Origin of the sequence: Streptomyces cinerochromogenes, assembly GCF_014648635.1 — a bacterium.
Taxonomy (GTDB): Bacteria; Actinomycetota; Actinomycetes; order Streptomycetales; family Streptomycetaceae; genus Streptomyces; species Streptomyces cinerochromogenes.
The window spans coordinates 204061-221606 of sequence record NZ_BMRM01000011.1 but is presented as its reverse complement, the minus strand read 5'-3'; the positions used below and the strand labels follow the sequence as shown (position 1 = coordinate 221606).

Genomic DNA, 17546 nt, shown 5'->3' with positions numbered 1-17546 from the left:
CGCTCACGGGCACCTGACGCCCACGGGCCACGTCCCTGGCGGTCAGCGGCAGCGTGAGGGGGACGCGGTGTCGTGCCGGTGCCAGACGGCGTCGACCACGCGGCCGTCGGGCAGGGTGTGCCGGCGCGGCCCCTGGTCGGGGGCGAGCCCCGCGCGGGTCAGCGACCGCCGGCTCGCGGTGTTCCCCGGCTCGGCCCCGGCCCGGACCGTGGCCAGTCCCAGATGGGTGTGGGCCAGCGCCAGCCCCGCGCGGAACAACTCCGTGCCCAGGCCCTGACCGCGGCAGCCCGGTGCCAGCCAGCCGCCCATCTCGCCCGCCCGTGGCTGGAGTTCCAGGGCACCGGCGTAGCTGAGGTCGGACCTGCGCACACAGACGAGCAGGAGCGGGTCGTCCGGGGCGGGCGTGTACGGCTCGGCCAGGACGCGCGGGATCCGGCGGCCGTCGTCGCCGGCGGGCCGCCAGGCCAGCAGCGCCCGGCGGGTACCGGGGTCGGGCAGCACCTCGTCCGCCCGGGTGCCGAGCCACCGCTGTGCCTCGGCGTCCGCGCTCGCCGCGAGCGCCGCCACCACGTCCAGACGCGTCCGCGGAGTGAACAGCAGCAGTCGCTCGGTGGCGAGCACGTGCCGGCCGGGAGCGCACCGGCCCGGCACGGGGAGCCCGGACCCGGTCCGGCTGCGGCGGAACAGCGACCAGACCATCGGACCCCCGGCACCACGGCACACGCGGCGGACCCGGGACCCGTACGGAACCCGGCCGCCCGCGGGTGCGGACGCTCCGCACCGGCGGTGAATCTAGCGGGTCGCGGGGCGGATGCCGTAAGCGGTACGGCCTCAGCCGGCCTGTTCCTGGGAGCCGGGCCGGGGGCGGGTGCGGGTCCAGGACGGGTCGGCGGCCGGTACGGCGGCGGGGGCGGGCGTGACGGCGGGGGTGGTGTGGTGCATGACTGTCCTTCGGACGAGTGGGGGATGGTCCGGGTGGTGCGGTCGGTGCATGTGGGGGGTGGGCGGCGAGGCGGGCGAGGCCTCCTCCGCGCCGCTGCGGAAGAGGCCTCGCCCGTGCCGGTGTTCGTCAGCGGGCGCCCGGCGGACCGCCGGTGCCGCGGCGGGCGGCGGGGCAGGGGAGCGGGACCCGGCGGGCGGGCCGGGCGGCCCCGGAGGCGAGCCGGTCGGAGCCGTGAGGCCCAGGGAGTCGACCGGGACGCTCGCCTCCGGGTGGTACGGGGACACCGGCCTGGACCGGCAGCCGCTGCGGCACCGACGCCGGGAACACCCCGCCCCGCGGGGAGCGGCGTCGGGCCGGTCTGCGGTCGTGGGTCGGTCGGAGGGGAGAGGGCGGGGTCATCGCCGTGCGCCTTTCGTCCGGCCTCGCAGGCGTGGGTGTGCGGGCGTCGGGCCGGCCGCTCGGGCAGCAGACGTCACACCGCCTGACAGCAGGCCGTGCAGGCGGCCTGTCTCCCCCGAGCGGGCCGCGCCGTCCGCTCCGTGGGTCGGCCGGAGCAGTGAGTCCACTCTGACACCTGCCAACCACGCTCCGCAACCGGCAAGTTGAAATTTGCAAGTGGCCAAGTGCATGCTGCATCAGCCAGAACGTGATCGAATGGGGGCCGGGTCACCGCTCGCGTGCGAGGGTGACCATGGGACCGGACCTGAGGAGGGGGTGGGCGTGACCGCGGACACCGACTGGGGCGGCGCTCCTTCCGTGCTGCGCATGATCCTCGGCAGACAACTGGAGGAACTGCGCACCCGGGCCGGTCTCAGCTACGCCGAGGCGGGTGCCGCCATCGGGGTCAGCCACTCCACGATCCGGCGCATGGAGGCCGCCAAGGTGGCCCGGCTGCGGCTCGCGGACGCCGAGAAACTCCTCCAGGTCTACGGCGTCACCGACCAGCAGGAGGTCGACACCTTCCTGCAGTCCGTCCGCGAGGCCAACAAACGCGGCTGGTGGCACACCTACCGCGACGTCATGCCCGAGTGGGTCGCCGCCTACCTCAGCCTGGAGCAGGCGGCCGTACAGATCCGCGCCTACGAGAACCAGTTCGTGCACGGGCTGCTGCAGACCGAGGACTACGCCCGCGCCCTGCTCACCACGGCCGGCCCGCACGCCCCCGCCGAGGCCACCGAACGCCGCGTCGCCCTGCGCCTGCGCCGCCAGGAGCTGCTGTCCCGGCCGGCGCCGCCGCGGCTGTGGGTGGTGATGGACGAGACCGTGCTGCGCCGGCCGGTCGGCGGTCCCGGGGTGATGCGCGCGCAGATCGACCGCCTCGTCGAGGTCAGCCGGCTGCCCCATGTCACCGTGCAGCTGATGCCGTTCGCCCACGGGCCGCATCCCGCCCTGTGGGCCGGTGCCTTCCACCTCTTCCGGTTCCGGGCCCGCGAACTGCCCGACATCGCCTACCTGAGCGGCCTCGCCGGAGCCGCCTACCTCGACAAGGCCGAGGACGTCGTCGTCTACCGGGAGGCACTGGACCGGCTCAGCGCCCAGGCCGCGCCCGCCACGAGGACCGAGACCCTGCTCGGCGCGCTGCGCAAGGAGTGGTGACCGGCACCCGCAACCGCACCCGCCCCGACGCGAAGCCCCCCCGACCCCTCGACCGAATGGGAGACACGGCGTTGCCCGACAACGGATGGCCGGCCGACCGCATCGACACCGAGAACGCCCATTCCGCCCGCATCTACGACTACATACTCGGCGGCAAGGACTACTACCCCGCCGACCAGGAGGCGGGCGACGCGATGTCCCGGGAGTGGCCCGCGCTCCCGGTGCACATGCGCGCCAACCGCGACTTCATGAACCGTGCCGTGCGCTGGCTCGCCGAGGAGGCCGGCATGCGCCAGTTCCTGGACATCGGCACCGGCATCCCGACCTCGCCCAACCTGCACGAGATCGCCCAGGCCGTCGCCCCCGAGTCCCGGGTCGTCTACGTCGACAACGACCCGATCGTGCTCACCCTCTCCCAGGGCCTGCTGGCCAGCGCCCCCGAGGGCAGGACCGCGTACATCGAGGCCGACTTCCGTGACCCGGCGGCCATCCTGGACGCGCCCGAACTGCGCGAGACCCTGGACCTGAACCAGCCGGTCGCGCTCACCGTCATCGCGATCGTCCACTTCATGCTGGACGCGGACGACGCGGTCGGTGTCGTACGCCGGCTGCTGGAGCCGCTGCCCTCCGGCAGCCACCTGGCGATGTCCATCGGCACCGCCGAGTTCGCGCCCGAGGAGGTGGGCCGGGTCGCCCGCGAGTACGCGGCCCGCAACATGCCGATGCGGCTGCGCACCCTCGACGAGGCCCACGAGTTCTTCACGGGCCTGGACCTGGTCGAGCCCGGCATCGTCCAGGTGCACAAGTGGCATCCCGACGGCAGCGGTGAGCAGGGCATCCGCGACGAGGACATCGCGATGTACGGCGCGGTCGCCCGCAAGCCCTGACAGACCCGGGGCCGGGGTCCGACCCACCTCCCGGACCCCGGCCCCGCCCCGGCCGGACGAGAACAGCCCCCGAAGCGGAATGACCGGAACAGGTGCGTCGGAAGCGGAACCGACCCCGGGGAAAAGAGGTCTTAGAGTCCGTGAACAGCCGGATCAGTCCGGTCGTACCGAAACCGGGGGGATTGACACACATGTCGTACACGTCCGTTCGTGGTCGCAAGACCCTTCTCACCGCCGCCGCCCTCACCGCGGGCCTCACCCTGGCCGCCGTCACGCCCGCCCTCGCCGGGGCCTCCGCGAGCCACACCACGCGCGCCGCCGCCGTGTCGTCCGCCCAGGGCGACCCGCGCAACGTCACCCAGCACGTGGCCGACTTCTACGGCGCCTACATCGACGCCGTCTGGGCCACCGACGACCCCACCGCCGCGGCCGGCGCCAAGGCGCTGCGCGGGTTCTACCTCTCCGCCGCCGCGCAGAAGCAGGTCGCCTCCTACGAGAAGAAGCAGCACGCCGACGGCATCCTGTTCGCGCAGAACGTGCCGGTGAAGTGGAAGGTGACCTACACCGGCTCCGGGATGGGCCACGCCACCAGCCGGGTCACGCTCACCTGGAGCGACGGACCGCACGCGCAGGTCAGCCGGATCGACGTCCAGTCCGACCTGAAGACCCTGAAGATCACCGGTCTGAAGCCGGCCGGCTGACCCGGGGACACGGGCGTGGGGCCCGCCCCGCCCCATTCGGGGCGGGACCCACGCCCGCCGCACCGGTCAGCCGCGGCCTGGCGGGCGGTAGGAACGCGGCAGCGGCATCCCGCGATCGGCCATGATCCGCCGGACCCGGTCGGGATAGTCGGTGATGATCCCGTCGACGCCGAGGTCCATCAGCGCCCCGACGGTCGCCGGGTCGTCACAGGTCCACGGCACCACCTTCAGCCCGCGGGCGTGCGCCTCGGCGACCATCGCCGCGTCGGAGTAGAACCGGAACCCCGGGTCGCCGACCTTGCCGTTCTGCGGGAAACCGTAGGTGGGGGAGAGGGTGGTGACCCCGGGCAGGGTCGCGGCCGCCCGGACGAAGTCCCCGCCGTAGTCGTCCGCGTCGATACCGCCCAGCCACGGGGACGCACCGGGCTCGCCGACCCGGAGGAAGTCGTAGTTGGTCAGCGCCACCAGCGGCCACCTCGGCGCCAGCCGGTGCATCACCCTGAGCGCGCCCCAGTCGAAGGACTGGATGGTGACCTGGCGCTCGACGCCCGAGCGGTGGATCTCCTCGTACACCCGGCGGACGAACACCTCGCGCGGCGCGGTCTGCTCGGGCGCGCCCGCCTCCACCTTGGTCTCGATGTTCAGCTTGACGTCCCGGGCGCGGTAGCTCCTGACCAGGTTCAGCACGTCCCTCAGCTCCACCATCCGGAAGCCCTCGACGACCTCCTGCTCGGGGAAGCCGGGCAGCTGCCGGTAGCCGCAGTCCAGGGTCTTGACCTGGGCGAGGGTCAGGTCCTTGATGTACTTGCCGACGTACGGGTACAGCGGGTCACCGGGCGCGACCGGGCCGGTGTCCCTGCACTTGACTCCGCTGATCTGCCGGTCGTGGTTGACGACCACCCTGAGATCCCTGGTGACCTGGGTGTCCAGTTCCAGCGTGGACACCCCGAGCCGCATCGCCTTGCCGAAGCCCTCCAGGGACTCCTCCGTCGTCATGCCGAGACCCCCGCGGTGCGCCTGGAGGTCGAAGCGGGCCTTCGCGGGTCCGGCGGGCGCCGCGTGCGCGGCCACCGGGGACAGCAGCGCCGGCAGCAGGGCCAGGCCGGCGAACAGGTGTCGTACGGTCGGGTGTCGTACGGGCAACGGGAACCTCCGGGGAGAGGAGCGGGAGAAGCGGGGAGAAGCGGGGCGGGGAGGACGGGCGCGGCGCCCTCCGTCCGCGTTCCGCGGCGGCGGCCGGAGCGCGGCTGTGAGCACGGAGGCCGACTGGCGCACGGGCCTCCCTGTGGTCGAGGCCCCCAGATTCTCGCAACGCCCCGCCGCCGCGGGCCACCCTCCGAACCGGACATGGCCGCACGGCCGGCTGAACGCGGGCGCCGACCGGCCTTTCCCGGGCGCGCCCCGGCCTCCGGCCCACCCCCGCCCCCGCCCGCCCTCACCCCTGGCTGGTCGTGTCCTCTCGGCCGTGGTGGTGGTGGCGGCGGCGGTCGCTGGTGGTGCGGTGGATGGCGATGAGGGCGGCGTCGTCGCCGAGACTGCCGCCGGCGTGGGCGAGGAGGTCGCGACGCAGGTGGTGGATCAGGGCTTCGGGGCTGTCGTCGGTCCAGCGGGCGACCCGGTCGGCGAGGGGGTAGAAGCGGCCGTGCTCGTCCCGGGCCTCCACGACCCCGTCCGTGTAGAGCAGCAGCGTGTCACCCGGCTCGAAGGAGAAGACGTCCAGCGTGTGCTCGGTCCCGCCGTGCACCCCGAGCGGGGGCGACGGGTGCAGGCTCGGGACCGTCACGGCGTGGCCGGGGCTCAGCAGCAGCGGCGGCGGATGGCCGCAGCTGGTCATCCGGGTGACCGGATCCCGGTCAGGGATCTCCACGAGCAGCGCGGTGGCGAACCGCTCCCCCTCCTCCTCCGGGGTCTCCAGGTCGGCCGCGTAGCGCGTCACGCTCTGGTTCAGCCGGTTCGCCAGTTCGGCCAGCGGGATGTGCCGGTGTGCGCTCTCCCGGAACGAGCCGAGCAGCAGCGCCGCCTCGCCGATGGCGGGCAGCCCCTTGCCCCGCACGTCACCGATCAGGAGGCGGACGGAGCCGTCGCTGACGGTCGCCGCGTACAGGTCGCCGCCGATCTGCGCCTCGTCCTCCGCGGCCAGGTACAGCGAGGCGATCCGCAGCGGGCCGATCTGCTCGGGCAGCGGCCACATCAGGACGTGCTGCGCGGCCTCGGCGACCGTGCGGACCTGGGCCAGCTGGGCCTGCCGGCGCTCCCGCAGGACGCTGTAGAGGACGGTGAGCACCACGAGCACCGTGAGCGTGATGATCTGCACGATGTGGTTGCTCGTACCGATCCCGCCGTGGTGGATGCCGATGAACACCTGCGCGGCCACCGCGAGCGCCCCCACGCCGGCCGTGGTCCGGGGCCCGGCGAAGGAGGGGGTGAGGGCCGGGGCGATCACCAGGGCCGGCCCCAGATGGACGTTGGAGGGCGTCCGCAGGTCCACCACCGTGATCACCAGGATGAGTGCGACCGGGAGCACCAGCAGCGCGTGCGCCGACTGCCACGGCTGCCGCGGGCCCGCCCCCCCGCTCCGGGGTGCCATGCCTACCAGCGTGCTCCCGGGCGGGTCGCCCGGCCACTCGCCGCCACGGGTGAACCCGTACCCCCATGCCGTGTCGCCGACGTCGCGGAGGGTACCCGTACGGCTCCCGGGGGGCCGGCCCGGCCGCCCGGGTGCAGGGTGCCGAATGGAGAGGTCATGACGCACAACGGGGAGGACACCGCGCCCGTGAAGCGGCCGGAGGTCACCGGACTCCGGCTCGCCTCGGACGGACCGGACGCACAGCCGATGCCCGCGCCGGATCCACCGGATCTGCCGCACGACCGCAGCCAGGCGATCCTGGAGGCCGCGAAACAGATCGGCGCGCTGCTCAAACGCGCCGGTCATACGTTCGCGCTGGCCGGCAGTGTGGCCGTCTACGCCCACGGCGGCAGTCGCTACCTCCAGCACGACGCGGACTTCGCCATCCTGCCCGAGGACGCGGAGGCGGTCGCCGCCACCCTGCGGGAGGCCGGCCTGGGCGTGCGGACCCCGCTGGAGGACTGGCTGCTGAAGACCACCTGCCACGGGCAGAACGTCGACATCATCTTCGCGCTGGCGCACCAGCCCGTCACCCGGGAGATGCTCGACCGGGCGCACGTCCTGCCGGTCGACTCCGTCCTCATGCCCGTGCTCTGCCCGACCGACCTGATCCACAGTCTGATCAGCGCCTTCTCCGAGCACTACTGCGACTTCGGGTCGGTGCTGCCGGTGGCCCGCGCCGTCCGCGAGAAGGTCGACTGGGACGCGGTCCGTGCGGCCTGCGGCGACCAGCCGATGCCGGCCGCCTTCCTCTTCCTGCTCGAACGGCTGAACGTGATCGACGCCCAGGAGGGGCAGCCATGACCGACACGAGCCCGCCGCCCCCGCCGGCGACGGCCAACCTCGACTACCGCGTCGCCCATCTCGCCGAGCACCTGGCCGCCGGAGACCTCGCGGAACTCGGCGTACGGCTCGAACTGCGCGGCGACGCCGTCCTGCTCACCGGCACCGTGCCGTCCACCCAGTGCCGGGACGACATCCTGCGCATGGCCCGCGAGGAACTGGCGGGGCACCCGGTCCACAGCGACCTGCTCATCGCCGGGACGTCCTCGCCCGACCACGGAGAGGACCTGACATGATCCGCGTCGCGGCCGTGGGAGACATCCACATGGGCCCCGAGAGCCAGGGCACCCTGCGGCCCTCCTTCGAGACGCTGCCCGGGTGTGCCGACGTCCTGCTGCTCGCCGGCGACCTCACCCGGCACGGCACACCGGAGGAGGCCGCGATCGTCGCCCGGGAGATCAAGGATCTCGGGGTGCCCGTCGTCGCCGTGCTCGGCAACCACGACCACCACGACGAGCGCCCCGAGGAGGTCACCGCGATCCTCCGGGACGCGGGCGCGCACGTCCTGGAAGGGGAGGCCGCCGTCGTCGGCGTCGACGGCGCCCGGATCGGGGTCGCCGGGACCAAGGGCTTCGGCGGCGGCTTCGTCGGCCGCTGCGCCGGGGAGTTCGGCGAACCGCTGATGAAGGAGTTCGTCCGCTACACCCGCCGGTGCGCCGACGGGCTGCACAGCGCGCTGAAGCACCTGGACGAGCAGGACTGCGACGCACGGATCGCGCTGACCCACTTCTCGCCGGTGCCGGACACCCTGGCCGGGGAGCCGCTGGAGATCTATCCCTTCCTCGGCAGCTATCTGCTCGCGGAGGCCATCGACACCGGCGGCGCCGACCTCGCGGTGCACGGCCACGCCCACGCGGGCACCGAGCACGGCATGACCAGCGGGGGCGTCCGCGTGCGCAATGTCGCCCAGCCGGTGATCGGGCAGGCGTTCCACGTGTACCACCTGCCCGGCCGGCACGGCTGAGCACGTCCGAGGCCGTGCGCCACCCCCCGGCCGGGACGCCGTACGGCCCTCAGGCCGCCGTCTGCAGGGCCTCGCGGCCGGAGACGTCGCCGTCCTTCGTGCGCAGCGTCAGCGGCACCGGCCCGCCGCGGCGGCGCAGGAGCAGACCCGCGCCGACCGACCCGGCGATGAGCAGTCCGCCGGCCACCAGCGCGCCGCGCGCCCCGGCCCACTCCATCAGCAGGCCCAGCAGCGGGGGGCCGCCGAGGCCCCACACCGTGCCGATGCTGCTCCACACCCCGAGCACCCGGCCCCGCAGATGGGGCGGCGGGTCGGTCTGCAGGACGGCCGTACCGGCGGTGTCGGAGACGGACTCCACGACCGCCATCGGCAGCACCAGCACCAGCAGCACCGCCAGGGACGGCGACAGACCCGCCACCACCTGGAGCAGCGCGCCCGCCGCCGCGAGCAGGCCCACGGTTCGCACGGAAGGCCTGCGCAGCCGGGCGCCGAGGACCGCGCCGAGGATGCCGCCGACGGCGAGCACGGTGGAGACGGTGCCGAACGCCCCCGCGCCGCCGGCCAGGGGTCCGGTGACGAGGACGGCGAGCGTCAGGCCGTAGTTCCGGCCGAAGACGGAGCTGAGCCCGGTGATACCGGCGAGCGCGACCAGGCGGGGGCGGCGCGCGAAGAAGGACAGACCCTCGCGTACGGTCATCTCCCCGCGCACCGGAACGACCCGCGGCCCGGGCTCCTGGGAGGCGGTCCCGGGCGCCGGCCGCAGGAACGGCACCACTGCGGCCACGAACAGGAACGACAGCCCGTTCGCCGCGTAGGCGGCGCCGGTGCCGAGGAAGCCGACGGTCACGCCGGCCAGGGCGGTGCCGGCCAGCCGGCCGGAGCTGTGCACCAGCGCGCCCACCCCGATCGCGGACGGCACGTCCGCCACCGGCACGAGATCGTTGCCGAGCAGCGCGCAGGCCGGACCGTCGACGGTGGCGATGACACCGGTCACGGCGGCCAGCACCAGCAGCGCCGTCATGTCGATCCGGTCCAGCGCCACGAGCAGCGCCGTCGTGAAGGCCACCGCGCCGAGCAGGGCCTGGCTCACGGCGACCGTCAGCTTCCGCGGCCAGCGGTCCACGGCCGCGCCGCCGAGGAGGCTCACGAACAGCGCGGGCGCCGCCTGGACGGACATGGACAGACCGGTCGCCGCGGCCGAGCCCGTGATGTGCAGCACGAGCAGGTTCTGCACCGTGAGCTGCATCCACGTACCGGCGTTGGAGACGAAGTTGGCGGCCGACCACCACCGCATGCTCCGGTACCGCAGGGAGCGCCACGGCGAACGTGAGGCCGGGGCGGTGGCGGGCGCGGACGGGGGCAGGGCGGAGGAAGAGGACACGGCGGGGTACACAACCAGGCGATCGGAGCGGACCGGCGGATCCCGTCGGTCCGGCGGCGTTGCACGGCCGGGCCGCCTGGTCAGGGCGTCGACCATGGTGGCAGACGGGACACCGCGGTCGACGCCGGCCGGCCCGCCGTCCCGGGCCGGTATTCCCCAAACACCCGCTGCCCCAAGCCGGTTGGCACCCGCGTGGGGTTCCTCACAGAGAGGGCGGGGAAGCGGGGTGCCCGGTCAGCGGTTGACCGTACGCATCCCCGCCTCGTCGTACCGCTCACCCGCCGCCCGAGGCAGCTCGGCGTCGATGCGGGCCAGGTCCTGCGCGGTCAGCTCGATGTCGGTCGCGGCGGCGTTCTGCTCCAGGTAGGTGCGGCGCTTGGTGCCCGGGATCGGCACGAGGTCCTCGCCCCGCGCCAGCACCCAGGCGATGGCCAGCTGGGCCGGGGTCACGTCCTTCTCGGCGGCGATCTCCTTCACCTTCTCCGCCAGCCGCAGGTTGGCCTGCAGGTTGGCGTCCGTGAAGCGGGGGTTCTCCCGACGCCAGTCGTTGGCGTCCAGCTCGTCCGGGGAGCTGAAGCGGCCGGCCAGGAAGCCACGGCCGAGCGGCGAGTACGGCACGAAGCCGATGCCGAGCTCCCGGCAGGCGGGCAGCACCTCGGCCTCCACGTCCCGCGACCACAGCGAGTACTCGCTCTGCACCGCGGTGACCGGGTGGACGGCGTGGGCGCGCCGGATGGTCTCCGCGCTCGCCTCGCTCAGGCCGATGTACCGGACCTTGCCCTCGGCGACCAGCTCGCCGAGCGCGCCGACCGTCTCCTCGATGGGGACGTTCGGGTCCACCCGGTGCTGGTAGTACAGGTCGATGTGGTCGGTGCCGAGCCGCTGGAGCGAACCGTGCACCGAGGCCCGCACGTGCGCGGCCGAGCCGTCCTGCCGGCCGACCGTGCTCATGTCGCCCGGTACGGCGTCGTCCATCCGGTAGTTGAACTTCGTCGCGATCACGTACGCGTCGCGGTGCCCCCTGATCGCCTCGCCGACGAGCGACTCGTTGGTGAGCGGCCCGTAGACCTGCGCCGTGTCCAGGAAGTCGATGCCGAGGTCGAGGGCGCGCCGGATGGTCGCGATGCCCTCCTCCCGGTCGGCGGAGCCGTAGAACGCGGACATGCCCATGCACCCGAGCCCGATGGCCGATACCTGGAGGTCCCGCAGCCTGCGCTTCTGCATGAGGAATCCCTTTCTCGCACCCTTGATCGTCGTTCCGGCACGGCACACGGCCTGTCTCCATCTAGCGACGGATCCCGGCACCCGGCATCCCGTGGGGGACGCCGGGCCCGGGGCCCTGTGCGTGCCGTCGGTGACGCTACGAGCTGGAGCGCTCTCGAAGTCAAGGAGCGGTCCCCCGCCCGCGGGGGCTGCGGATTCCTGCGGGCTACGGATTCAGGAGCACCGGCAGTTCGAACAGGTCGTTCTGGGTGACCACCGGCTTGTTGCGGAGTTCGGCCGCCGGAACGGCCAGGTCCAGGCGGGGGAAGCGGGCGTACAGCGCCGGCAGGGCGATGCCCGCCTCCAGCCGGGAGAGCGCGGCGCCGGGGCAGACATGGGGGCCGTGACCGAAGGAGATGTGCCGGTTCCTCGTCTCGCGGGTGATGTCGAACCGCCCCGCGGTCGGGCCGTGCGCGTGCTCGTCGCGGCCGATCGCGCCGTACGACACGATCAGCGCGTCCCCGGCCGGGATCACCTGGTCGCCGACCGGCACGTCCTCGGTCGCGAACCGGATCAGGACGTGGGAGGTGGGGGTGGAGAAGCGCAGGGTCTCCTCGATCACCGCCGGCCAGTCGGCCTGCCCGGACAGCACCAGGTCCCGCTGCCCGGGGTGGGTGGAGAGGTTGACGACGGCGTTGACGATCAGGGAGATCGTCGTCTCGTGGCCCGCCGCCACCATCAGCTGGAGGGTGGAGACGATCTCCTCGTCGGTGAGCCGGTCTCCGTCCTGAGAGGCGAGGACCAGCGCGCTGGTCAGGTCGTCGCCGGGCTCGGCCCGCTTGGCCGCGACCGTCTCGGCCATGATCCGCGCCAGCTCGGTGAGGGTCGCGACGACCTCCTCGGGCGGGGTCTGCGTGGAGAAGAACTTCTCGAACAGCACCTTCAGCCGGGGCAGCCGCGCCTCCTCGATCCCCATGAGGTCGGCGATGACGTACATGGGCAGCGGGTAGGCGAAGGCCGCCTTCAGGTCGACGGCGGAGCCGTCCGCGGGCAGCGCGTCCAGCAGGTCCTGGGTGAGCTTCTCGATCCGCTCCCGCATCCGCTCCACCCGGCGCGGGGTGAGCGCCTGCGCGACCAGGGTGCGCAGCCGGCGGTGGTCGGCGCCGTCCACCGTGAGCATGGAGCGGCCCGGGTTGGCCAGGCCGATCAGCGGCCAGTCCGCGGGTATCTCACCGCGCCGCCAGGCGCCCCACACGTTGATGTCCTTCACCAGCCGCGGATCGGTGAGCAGCGCCTTCGCCTCGGCGTGGTGGGTGACGGCCCACACCGGTACCCCGCCGGGCAGCTCGACGGCGGCGAGCGGGCCGGCCGCGCGCAGCGCCGCGCTCTCGGCGTCCAGGTCGGTGACGAAGGGGTCCAGGGCGATGCGGGGTGCTTCGGTACCGGTCGTCATCGTGACGTGCCTCCCAGGGCAGGGGTCGGAAGTACGGCGAGCACGGCGCCGGTCCCGGGGACGGGCCCCGGGGGCACGGCGGAACAGCGGGTCGTCACAGGGCGGGTACGGGGGTGAAGCGGACGGGCAGCCGGGTCAGCCCCCTCAGCCACGGCGAGGGACGGCGGGTGAGGGACTCGGCGGGCACCGCCAGGTCGATGTCCGGGAGCCGGTCCAGGACCACCTCGATGCCGGTGCGCGCGATCACCTCGGCGATCTCCTGCGCGGGGAACGGACAGCGGTGCTCGCCGTGGCCGAAGGAGAAGTGCGCGTTGTTGCCGCCGGTCAGCGCGGAGGCGTCGGTCCGCACCTGCGGGTCGGAGTTGGCCCCCTGCAGTCCGAGCAGCAGCAGGTCGCCCGCCTTGACGGCCCGGCCGCCGAGACGGGTGTCGCGGGCGGCCCAGCGACCGGCCACGTTCTGCGTCGGGGTGTCCTCCCACAGCACCTCGTTCATCGCCTCGGCGACGCTGTTGCGCCCGCCGAACAGGGAGGCGGCGAACCGGTCGTCGGTCAGCATCAGCCGCAGGGAGTTGCCGATCCAGTCGGCGGTCGGCTGGTGCCCGGCCGCCATCATCACCATCAGGTCCTGCGCGATCTCCTCGTCGGTGAAGCCGCTCTCGTCGGCGAGCATCCGGGAGACGACGTCGTCCGCGGGCTCCTTCCTCCGGTCGGCCAGCAACTGGCCCATGGACGCGGCGAGATGGGCCTGCCCGGCCAGCGCCCGCTCCCGGCCGTCGATCATGTCGTTGAGGGCGGTGACCAGTCCGGGGCCGTCCTCGTCCGGGAAGCCGTACAGCCGGGCCAGGACCCGCACCGGCAGCAGCATCGCGTACTGCGCGACCAGGTCCGCCTCGCCCGCCGCGCACAGCGCGTCGATCAGCTCGTCCGCGAACCGCTCGGCGTGCCCGCGCAGTTCGAACGGGTCCACCTCCTCCAGCGCGTTGCTGATCATGCCGGCGCGCTGCCGGTGCCGTTCACCGACCGTGTAGAGGATCGACGGCTGCTTGCGGCCGATCATCGGCAGCAGCGGCCAGTCGGCGGGGATGTCGTCCCACTGGTTCCACAGGTCCGAGTCCCGGCTGAACAGCACCGGGTCGCCGGTGACCTGGTGCAGCTCGCGGTAGCCCAGCACCAGCCAGGCCGGGACGTCGCCGTCGAGCAGCACCGGGACGACGGCGCCGTGGTCGCGGCGCATCTCCCGGTACAGCCGGGCGGGTTCGGTCTGGAACCGGGGCCCGCTGAGCGGGACGGCGTCGGGGGTGGTCACACGAACTCCTGTCGGGGCAGGCCCGCCCGCGCGGACGGGTCGGCGTACCGGTTCTTCACGTGCTGCACCAGCGTGATCAGCACCTGCTTGCCCGACTCCCGGGAGCGGGCGTCGCAGTCGATCAGCGGCACCTGCGGATCCAGGTCCAGGGCCTCGCGGACCTCGGCACCGGCGCGGACGGGGCCGCCGAAGTCGTTGCAGGCCACGACGAACGGCGTGCCGTGGTGCTCCAGCCGGTCGATGGCGTACCAGGAGTCGTCGATGCGCCGGGTGTCGACCAGCACGACCGCGCCGAGCGTGCCGGAGAACAGCCGGTCCCACAGGAACCAGAACCGTTCCTGGCCCGGCGCCCCGAACAGGTACAGCACCTTGCGGGCGTCCAGACTGATCCGGCCGAAGTCGAAGGCGACCGTGGTGGCCGACTTGCCCCGCACCTGGCGGATGTCGTCCACCGTCGCACCGGCCTGCGTCATCGTCTCCTCGGTGTTGAGGGGGCGGATCTCGCTGACCGAGCGGACCAGCGTGGTCTTGCCGACGCCGAAGCCGCCCACGACCACGATCTTGAAACCCTGGTCGGCGGAGGCGCCCAGGGGGGTGCGTGCCTCAGAGGTTGCGGAGTCCAACGAGCACCTGCTCCAGGATGTCGGGATCGGTAATGGCGGGCCGGTGCGGATGGCGGGCGCTCACCCGGCCCGCCGCCAGCAGGTCGGCCAGCAGCACCTTGGTGATGCCCACGGGCAGCCGCAGCTCGGCGGCGATCTCCACCACCGAGGTGGGGGACCGGGTCAGCTTCAGGATCGCCACGTGCTCCGACTGCATGCCGGTCACCGGTTCCGACTCGGCGACGACGAGGGTGACCAGGTCGAAGGGGTTGTCGGGGCCGGTCCGGGTGCGTCCCTGGGTGAGGGTGTACAGCCGGTCCGGGGCGTCGTCCCGCCCCGGACGGTTGCCCGGTCGGCTCATGAGCTGCGGGGCAGAGCGGTCAGGTACTCGCCGAGCTGCTCCACCAGTTCGCTCATGTTGTGGCCGACGACACCGGCGTCCGCGTCCTCCGTGGTGACCACGGCCAGATGGGCGCCGGCACCCGCCTCCACGATGAACAGCACACCGCCGTAGAACTCCGTCATCGCCGAGCGCACCCCGCCGCTTCCGTCGCCGAACTCCACGGACGCCCCGTGCGAGAGCGACTGGATGCCGGCGGCGATCGCGGCGAGCTGGTCGGCCTGGTCGACGGTCAGCTCCGGAGTCCGGCACAGCTTCAGCCCGTCCCGGGACAGCACGAGCGCGTGCCGGGCACCCGGGGTCCTCTCCAGCAGGCCCTCCAGGAGCCAGGTCAGCTTGTCGTCGGTGGTGGTCGGGCCGGTCATGAAGTGGTGTCGCCTTCCAGGTGCACGTGCGGGTGAGAGGGGGCGGGGGAGCTGTGCCCGGCAGCGCCGTACGACGCTTCGCCGGCACCGCGGGAGGAGTCGTGCGCGTCCGGCGCGGGGCCGTGCGGGGCGTCGGCCGTCCGGCTGTCCCGTGCACCGTCCCGTACGGGTACGGCGCCCCGGTCGTCCGGCGCCGTGGCGTGCGCGGGGTCGGTCTGCGGGGCGGTGCTCGGGGGGCCGTCGTCCTCCGGGGGCGGGGCCGGGGTCCCGGCCTGGTCGTCCGCGACGGGCGGGGGCGCCGCCGGTGCCGACGGGCGTACCGCCTGGCGGAAGCTGCTGAAGCGGGCCGCGCGGGCCTTGCCCTCGCCGGCGGCCGGCGCGGTGCGGGACGTGGCGGTGCCCGGCGCGGACCGGGCGCGCTCGGCCGCGGCGAGCGTACGGCCCCGGCGCCGCTTGGGCAGCCCGGCCGGGCCCGGCTCCGACGGCGCGGCGGACTCGGGGACGGCGGCGGCTTCCACGGCGACCGGTGCCGCAGCGGACAGGTCGCCCTTGGGGCGGGACGGGCCGCTCTCCGGGTGCGGGGCCGTGGTGGCCGGGCCGTTCTCCGGGTGCGGGGCCGTGGTGGCCGGACCGTTCTCCGGGCGTGGGGCCGCGGTCGCGGGCCCGGCCGGGGCGGGGCTGGTCAGCAGGGACTGCGGGATGAGCATCAGCACACCCGTGCCGCCGCGCGCCGACGGCCGGAACGACACCGTCAGCCCGTGCTTGCGGGCCAGTCGGCCGACCACGGCGAGGCCGAGCCGGGTACCGGTCAGGCCGCCCAGCCCGGTGATGTCACCGGAGACCGCGCGCTCGGCGCGGCGCAGCTGCACCTCGCCCATCACCAGCCCGCTGTCCTCCACGGACACGATGACCCCGGCCGGCACCTCCTCCACGTAGACGTGGACCTCGGCCGTCGGCGGCGAGAAGTTCGCGGCGTTGTCGAGGAGTTCGGCGAGCGCGTGCATCACGCCCTCGGCGGCGTGCCCGGCGACGGCGGCCTCGCTGACCGAGTGCACCCGGACCCGCCGGTAGCCGGCGATCCGGCCCATCGCGCCGCGCAGGATCGACTCCATCCCGATCGGCCGCGCCCACCGGCGACCCGAACGCGCCCCCGTCAGCACGGCGACGGAGTCCGCGAGCCGGCCGGCCTGGGCGGTGCGGTGGTCGAGGTGGAGCAGGTCGGCCAGTACGTCCTCGTCGGTGTGCCGGTCCTCCATCGCCCGCAGGTCGGCGAGCGTGGCCGTGGCGAGGGCCTGCATCCGGGCGGCGGCGTTGGCCGTAGCGGAGAGCGCGGTGGCCCGCTCCCGCCGGGCCCGCTCCGACTCGCCGCGGAGCCGGGCGTTCTCCTGCCGGAGCCGGTCCAGCTCCCGGGTGCCCTCCTCCTCCAGACGGGCCCGTTCGGCCGCGAACGACTCCGTGAACTCGGTTCGCTGCTGGGCGAGTTCGTCGATGAGTCGCTGCTGCTCCCGGCGTGCCTCCTCGGTCGTACGGGCCTGCTGCTGGAGCAGCCGTCCGACGTCCTGGGTGACGCCCTCCAGCCTGCGCCGGGTGGTGCGCTCGGCCCGCAGGGCGTGGGCGGCCGTGGCCACCGCGACGCTGAGCACGACGGCTGCGGCGCCCGCGCCCCAGGCGAGCGGGGTGCGCACCGAGCCCGGCGCCACCGCCACGGCCGCGAAGACCGCGAGCGCCGACAGGACACCGGTCACGGCGAGGGCGGAGACGAACGTACGGAGGGAAGGTCGGTCGCCGGGGTGCGTGGGCGCGGTCATCGGTCCGGTCTGGTCCTCGCGGCAGAGAGGGCTGGGTGGGGCGGGCAGGAAGGCTCGGGTGGTGCGTGGTGACACCGGTGGTGAACTGGCGGTCACTATACGAGAGTTCCTGATCGAAACAGAAAGATTCCGGGTGCGTTCCGGTAACCGGACGCTCACATCGGAGGGCCGCACCCGATCTCGGCGCTCGTGTTCCGGTGCGCGGGGCGGTCGCCGGCCAGGGGCACGGGGTGCTGCTCTTCCGCGAGGTCGGCGAGCCCGCCGAAGGCATCCGGGAATGCCGGACCACCCTCAGCGCGCCGGCCGAGGCCGCCTCCCGTATGCGGAGTACGCCCGGCGGCCCCGCCCCTGCTGACCGGCGGCTCCGGTCCCCGCATGCTGCGGGCCACCGCCCGCCACGCCGACCTGGGGAACGGCCGCTGGGCCGAGGACCCGGCCGGATTCGCCCCCGCACCGCACACCGTCCGT

Annotated in this window: 17 protein-coding genes; 6 read left to right on the top strand and 11 right to left on the bottom strand. The window is 73.9% G+C overall.

Annotation, left to right across the window (positions count from 1 at the left end; translation table 11 throughout):
- Positions 1-42 precede the first annotated feature (42 nt).
- A complete protein-coding gene (locus IEZ20_RS22470; RefSeq protein ID WP_189301544.1) occupies positions 43-699 on the bottom strand; it encodes a GNAT family N-acetyltransferase in 657 nt (218 codons plus the stop codon).
- Positions 700-1663: 964 nt separating this feature from the next.
- On the opposite strand from IEZ20_RS22470, the gene IEZ20_RS22465 reads away from it, so the two are divergent.
- The 3 genes from IEZ20_RS22465 (at position 1664) to IEZ20_RS22455 (ending at position 4127) form a co-directional block, all read left to right on the top strand.
- Entirely contained in the window at positions 1664-2539 is an 876-nt protein-coding gene (locus tag IEZ20_RS22465; RefSeq protein WP_189301542.1) for a Sco1979 family transcriptional regulator, read from the top strand.
- A 71-nt stretch (positions 2540-2610) separates the two neighbouring features.
- Positions 2611-3426: an SAM-dependent methyltransferase gene (locus IEZ20_RS22460; protein ID WP_189301540.1), complete on the top strand. Its 816-nt coding sequence runs from the start codon at positions 2611-2613 to the stop codon at positions 3424-3426.
- Positions 3427-3617: 191 nt separating this feature from the next.
- A complete protein-coding gene (locus IEZ20_RS22455) occupies positions 3618-4127 on the top strand; it encodes a hypothetical protein (protein ID WP_189301538.1) in 510 nt (169 codons plus the stop codon).
- Positions 4128-4193: 66 nt separating this feature from the next.
- Here IEZ20_RS22455 and IEZ20_RS22450 read toward each other — a convergent pair whose 3' ends face one another.
- Positions 4194-5270, bottom strand: a complete 1077-nt coding sequence (locus tag IEZ20_RS22450) for a glycerophosphodiester phosphodiesterase family protein (RefSeq protein WP_189301536.1) — start codon at positions 5268-5270, stop codon at positions 4194-4196.
- A gap of 292 nt (positions 5271-5562) precedes the next feature.
- Positions 5563-6714 (bottom strand): PP2C family protein-serine/threonine phosphatase, encoded by a 1152-nt coding sequence (locus tag IEZ20_RS22445; protein WP_189301534.1) that lies wholly within the window; start codon positions 6712-6714, stop codon positions 5563-5565.
- Between the two features lie 156 nt (positions 6715-6870).
- Here IEZ20_RS22445 and IEZ20_RS22440 point away from each other — a divergent pair, with 156 nt between their 5' ends.
- From IEZ20_RS22440 to IEZ20_RS22430, 3 genes are read left to right on the top strand one after another with little or no spacing between them, the layout of a single operon-like run.
- On the top strand, positions 6871-7557 hold the full coding sequence (locus tag IEZ20_RS22440) for a nucleotidyltransferase family protein (protein WP_189301532.1): 687 nt from the start codon (positions 6871-6873) through the stop codon (positions 7555-7557).
- Positions 7554-7832 (top strand): BON domain-containing protein, encoded by a 279-nt coding sequence (locus IEZ20_RS22435; protein ID WP_189301529.1) that lies wholly within the window; start codon positions 7554-7556, stop codon positions 7830-7832. The genes IEZ20_RS22440 and IEZ20_RS22435 overlap by 4 nt, the downstream gene beginning before the upstream one ends.
- Positions 7829-8560 (top strand): metallophosphoesterase family protein, encoded by a 732-nt coding sequence (locus IEZ20_RS22430; RefSeq protein ID WP_189301527.1) that lies wholly within the window; start codon positions 7829-7831, stop codon positions 8558-8560. The genes IEZ20_RS22435 and IEZ20_RS22430 overlap by 4 nt, the downstream gene beginning before the upstream one ends.
- Before the next feature lie 49 nt (positions 8561-8609).
- On the opposite strand, the gene IEZ20_RS22425 is transcribed toward IEZ20_RS22430, so the two are convergent.
- The 8 genes from IEZ20_RS22425 to IEZ20_RS22390 form a co-directional block, all read right to left on the bottom strand.
- Positions 8610-9854: an MFS transporter gene (locus tag IEZ20_RS22425; RefSeq protein ID WP_229896194.1), complete on the bottom strand. Its 1245-nt coding sequence runs from the start codon at positions 9852-9854 to the stop codon at positions 8610-8612.
- 321 nt (positions 9855-10175) lie between these two features.
- A complete protein-coding gene (locus IEZ20_RS22420; protein WP_189301524.1) occupies positions 10176-11165 on the bottom strand; it encodes an aldo/keto reductase in 990 nt (329 codons plus the stop codon).
- 205 nt (positions 11166-11370) lie between these two features.
- On the bottom strand, positions 11371-12597 hold the full coding sequence (locus IEZ20_RS22415) for a cytochrome P450 family protein (protein ID WP_189301522.1): 1227 nt from the start codon (positions 12595-12597) through the stop codon (positions 11371-11373).
- A 94-nt stretch (positions 12598-12691) separates the two neighbouring features.
- On the bottom strand, positions 12692-13903 hold the full coding sequence (locus IEZ20_RS22410; RefSeq protein WP_189301520.1) for a cytochrome P450: 1212 nt from the start codon (positions 13901-13903) through the stop codon (positions 12692-12694).
- The gene (locus IEZ20_RS22405) at positions 13900-14526 is read right to left on the bottom strand and encodes a GTP-binding protein (protein WP_373303954.1); all 627 of its coding nucleotides are present in this window, start codon (positions 14524-14526) and stop codon (positions 13900-13902) included. The genes IEZ20_RS22410 and IEZ20_RS22405 overlap by 4 nt, the downstream gene beginning before the upstream one ends.
- Positions 14507-14866, bottom strand: coding sequence for a DUF742 domain-containing protein (locus IEZ20_RS22400; protein WP_189301518.1), 360 nt, complete (start codon positions 14864-14866; stop codon positions 14507-14509). The genes IEZ20_RS22405 and IEZ20_RS22400 overlap by 20 nt, the downstream gene beginning before the upstream one ends.
- A complete protein-coding gene (locus IEZ20_RS22395; protein WP_189301516.1) occupies positions 14863-15270 on the bottom strand; it encodes a roadblock/LC7 domain-containing protein in 408 nt (135 codons plus the stop codon). Before IEZ20_RS22395 ends, IEZ20_RS22400 begins: the two co-directional genes overlap by 4 nt.
- Positions 15267-17078, bottom strand: a complete 1812-nt coding sequence (locus tag IEZ20_RS22390) for an ATP-binding protein (protein ID WP_189301514.1) — start codon at positions 17076-17078, stop codon at positions 15267-15269. Before IEZ20_RS22390 ends, IEZ20_RS22395 begins: the two co-directional genes overlap by 4 nt.
- Positions 17079-17546: the final 468 nt, after the last annotated feature.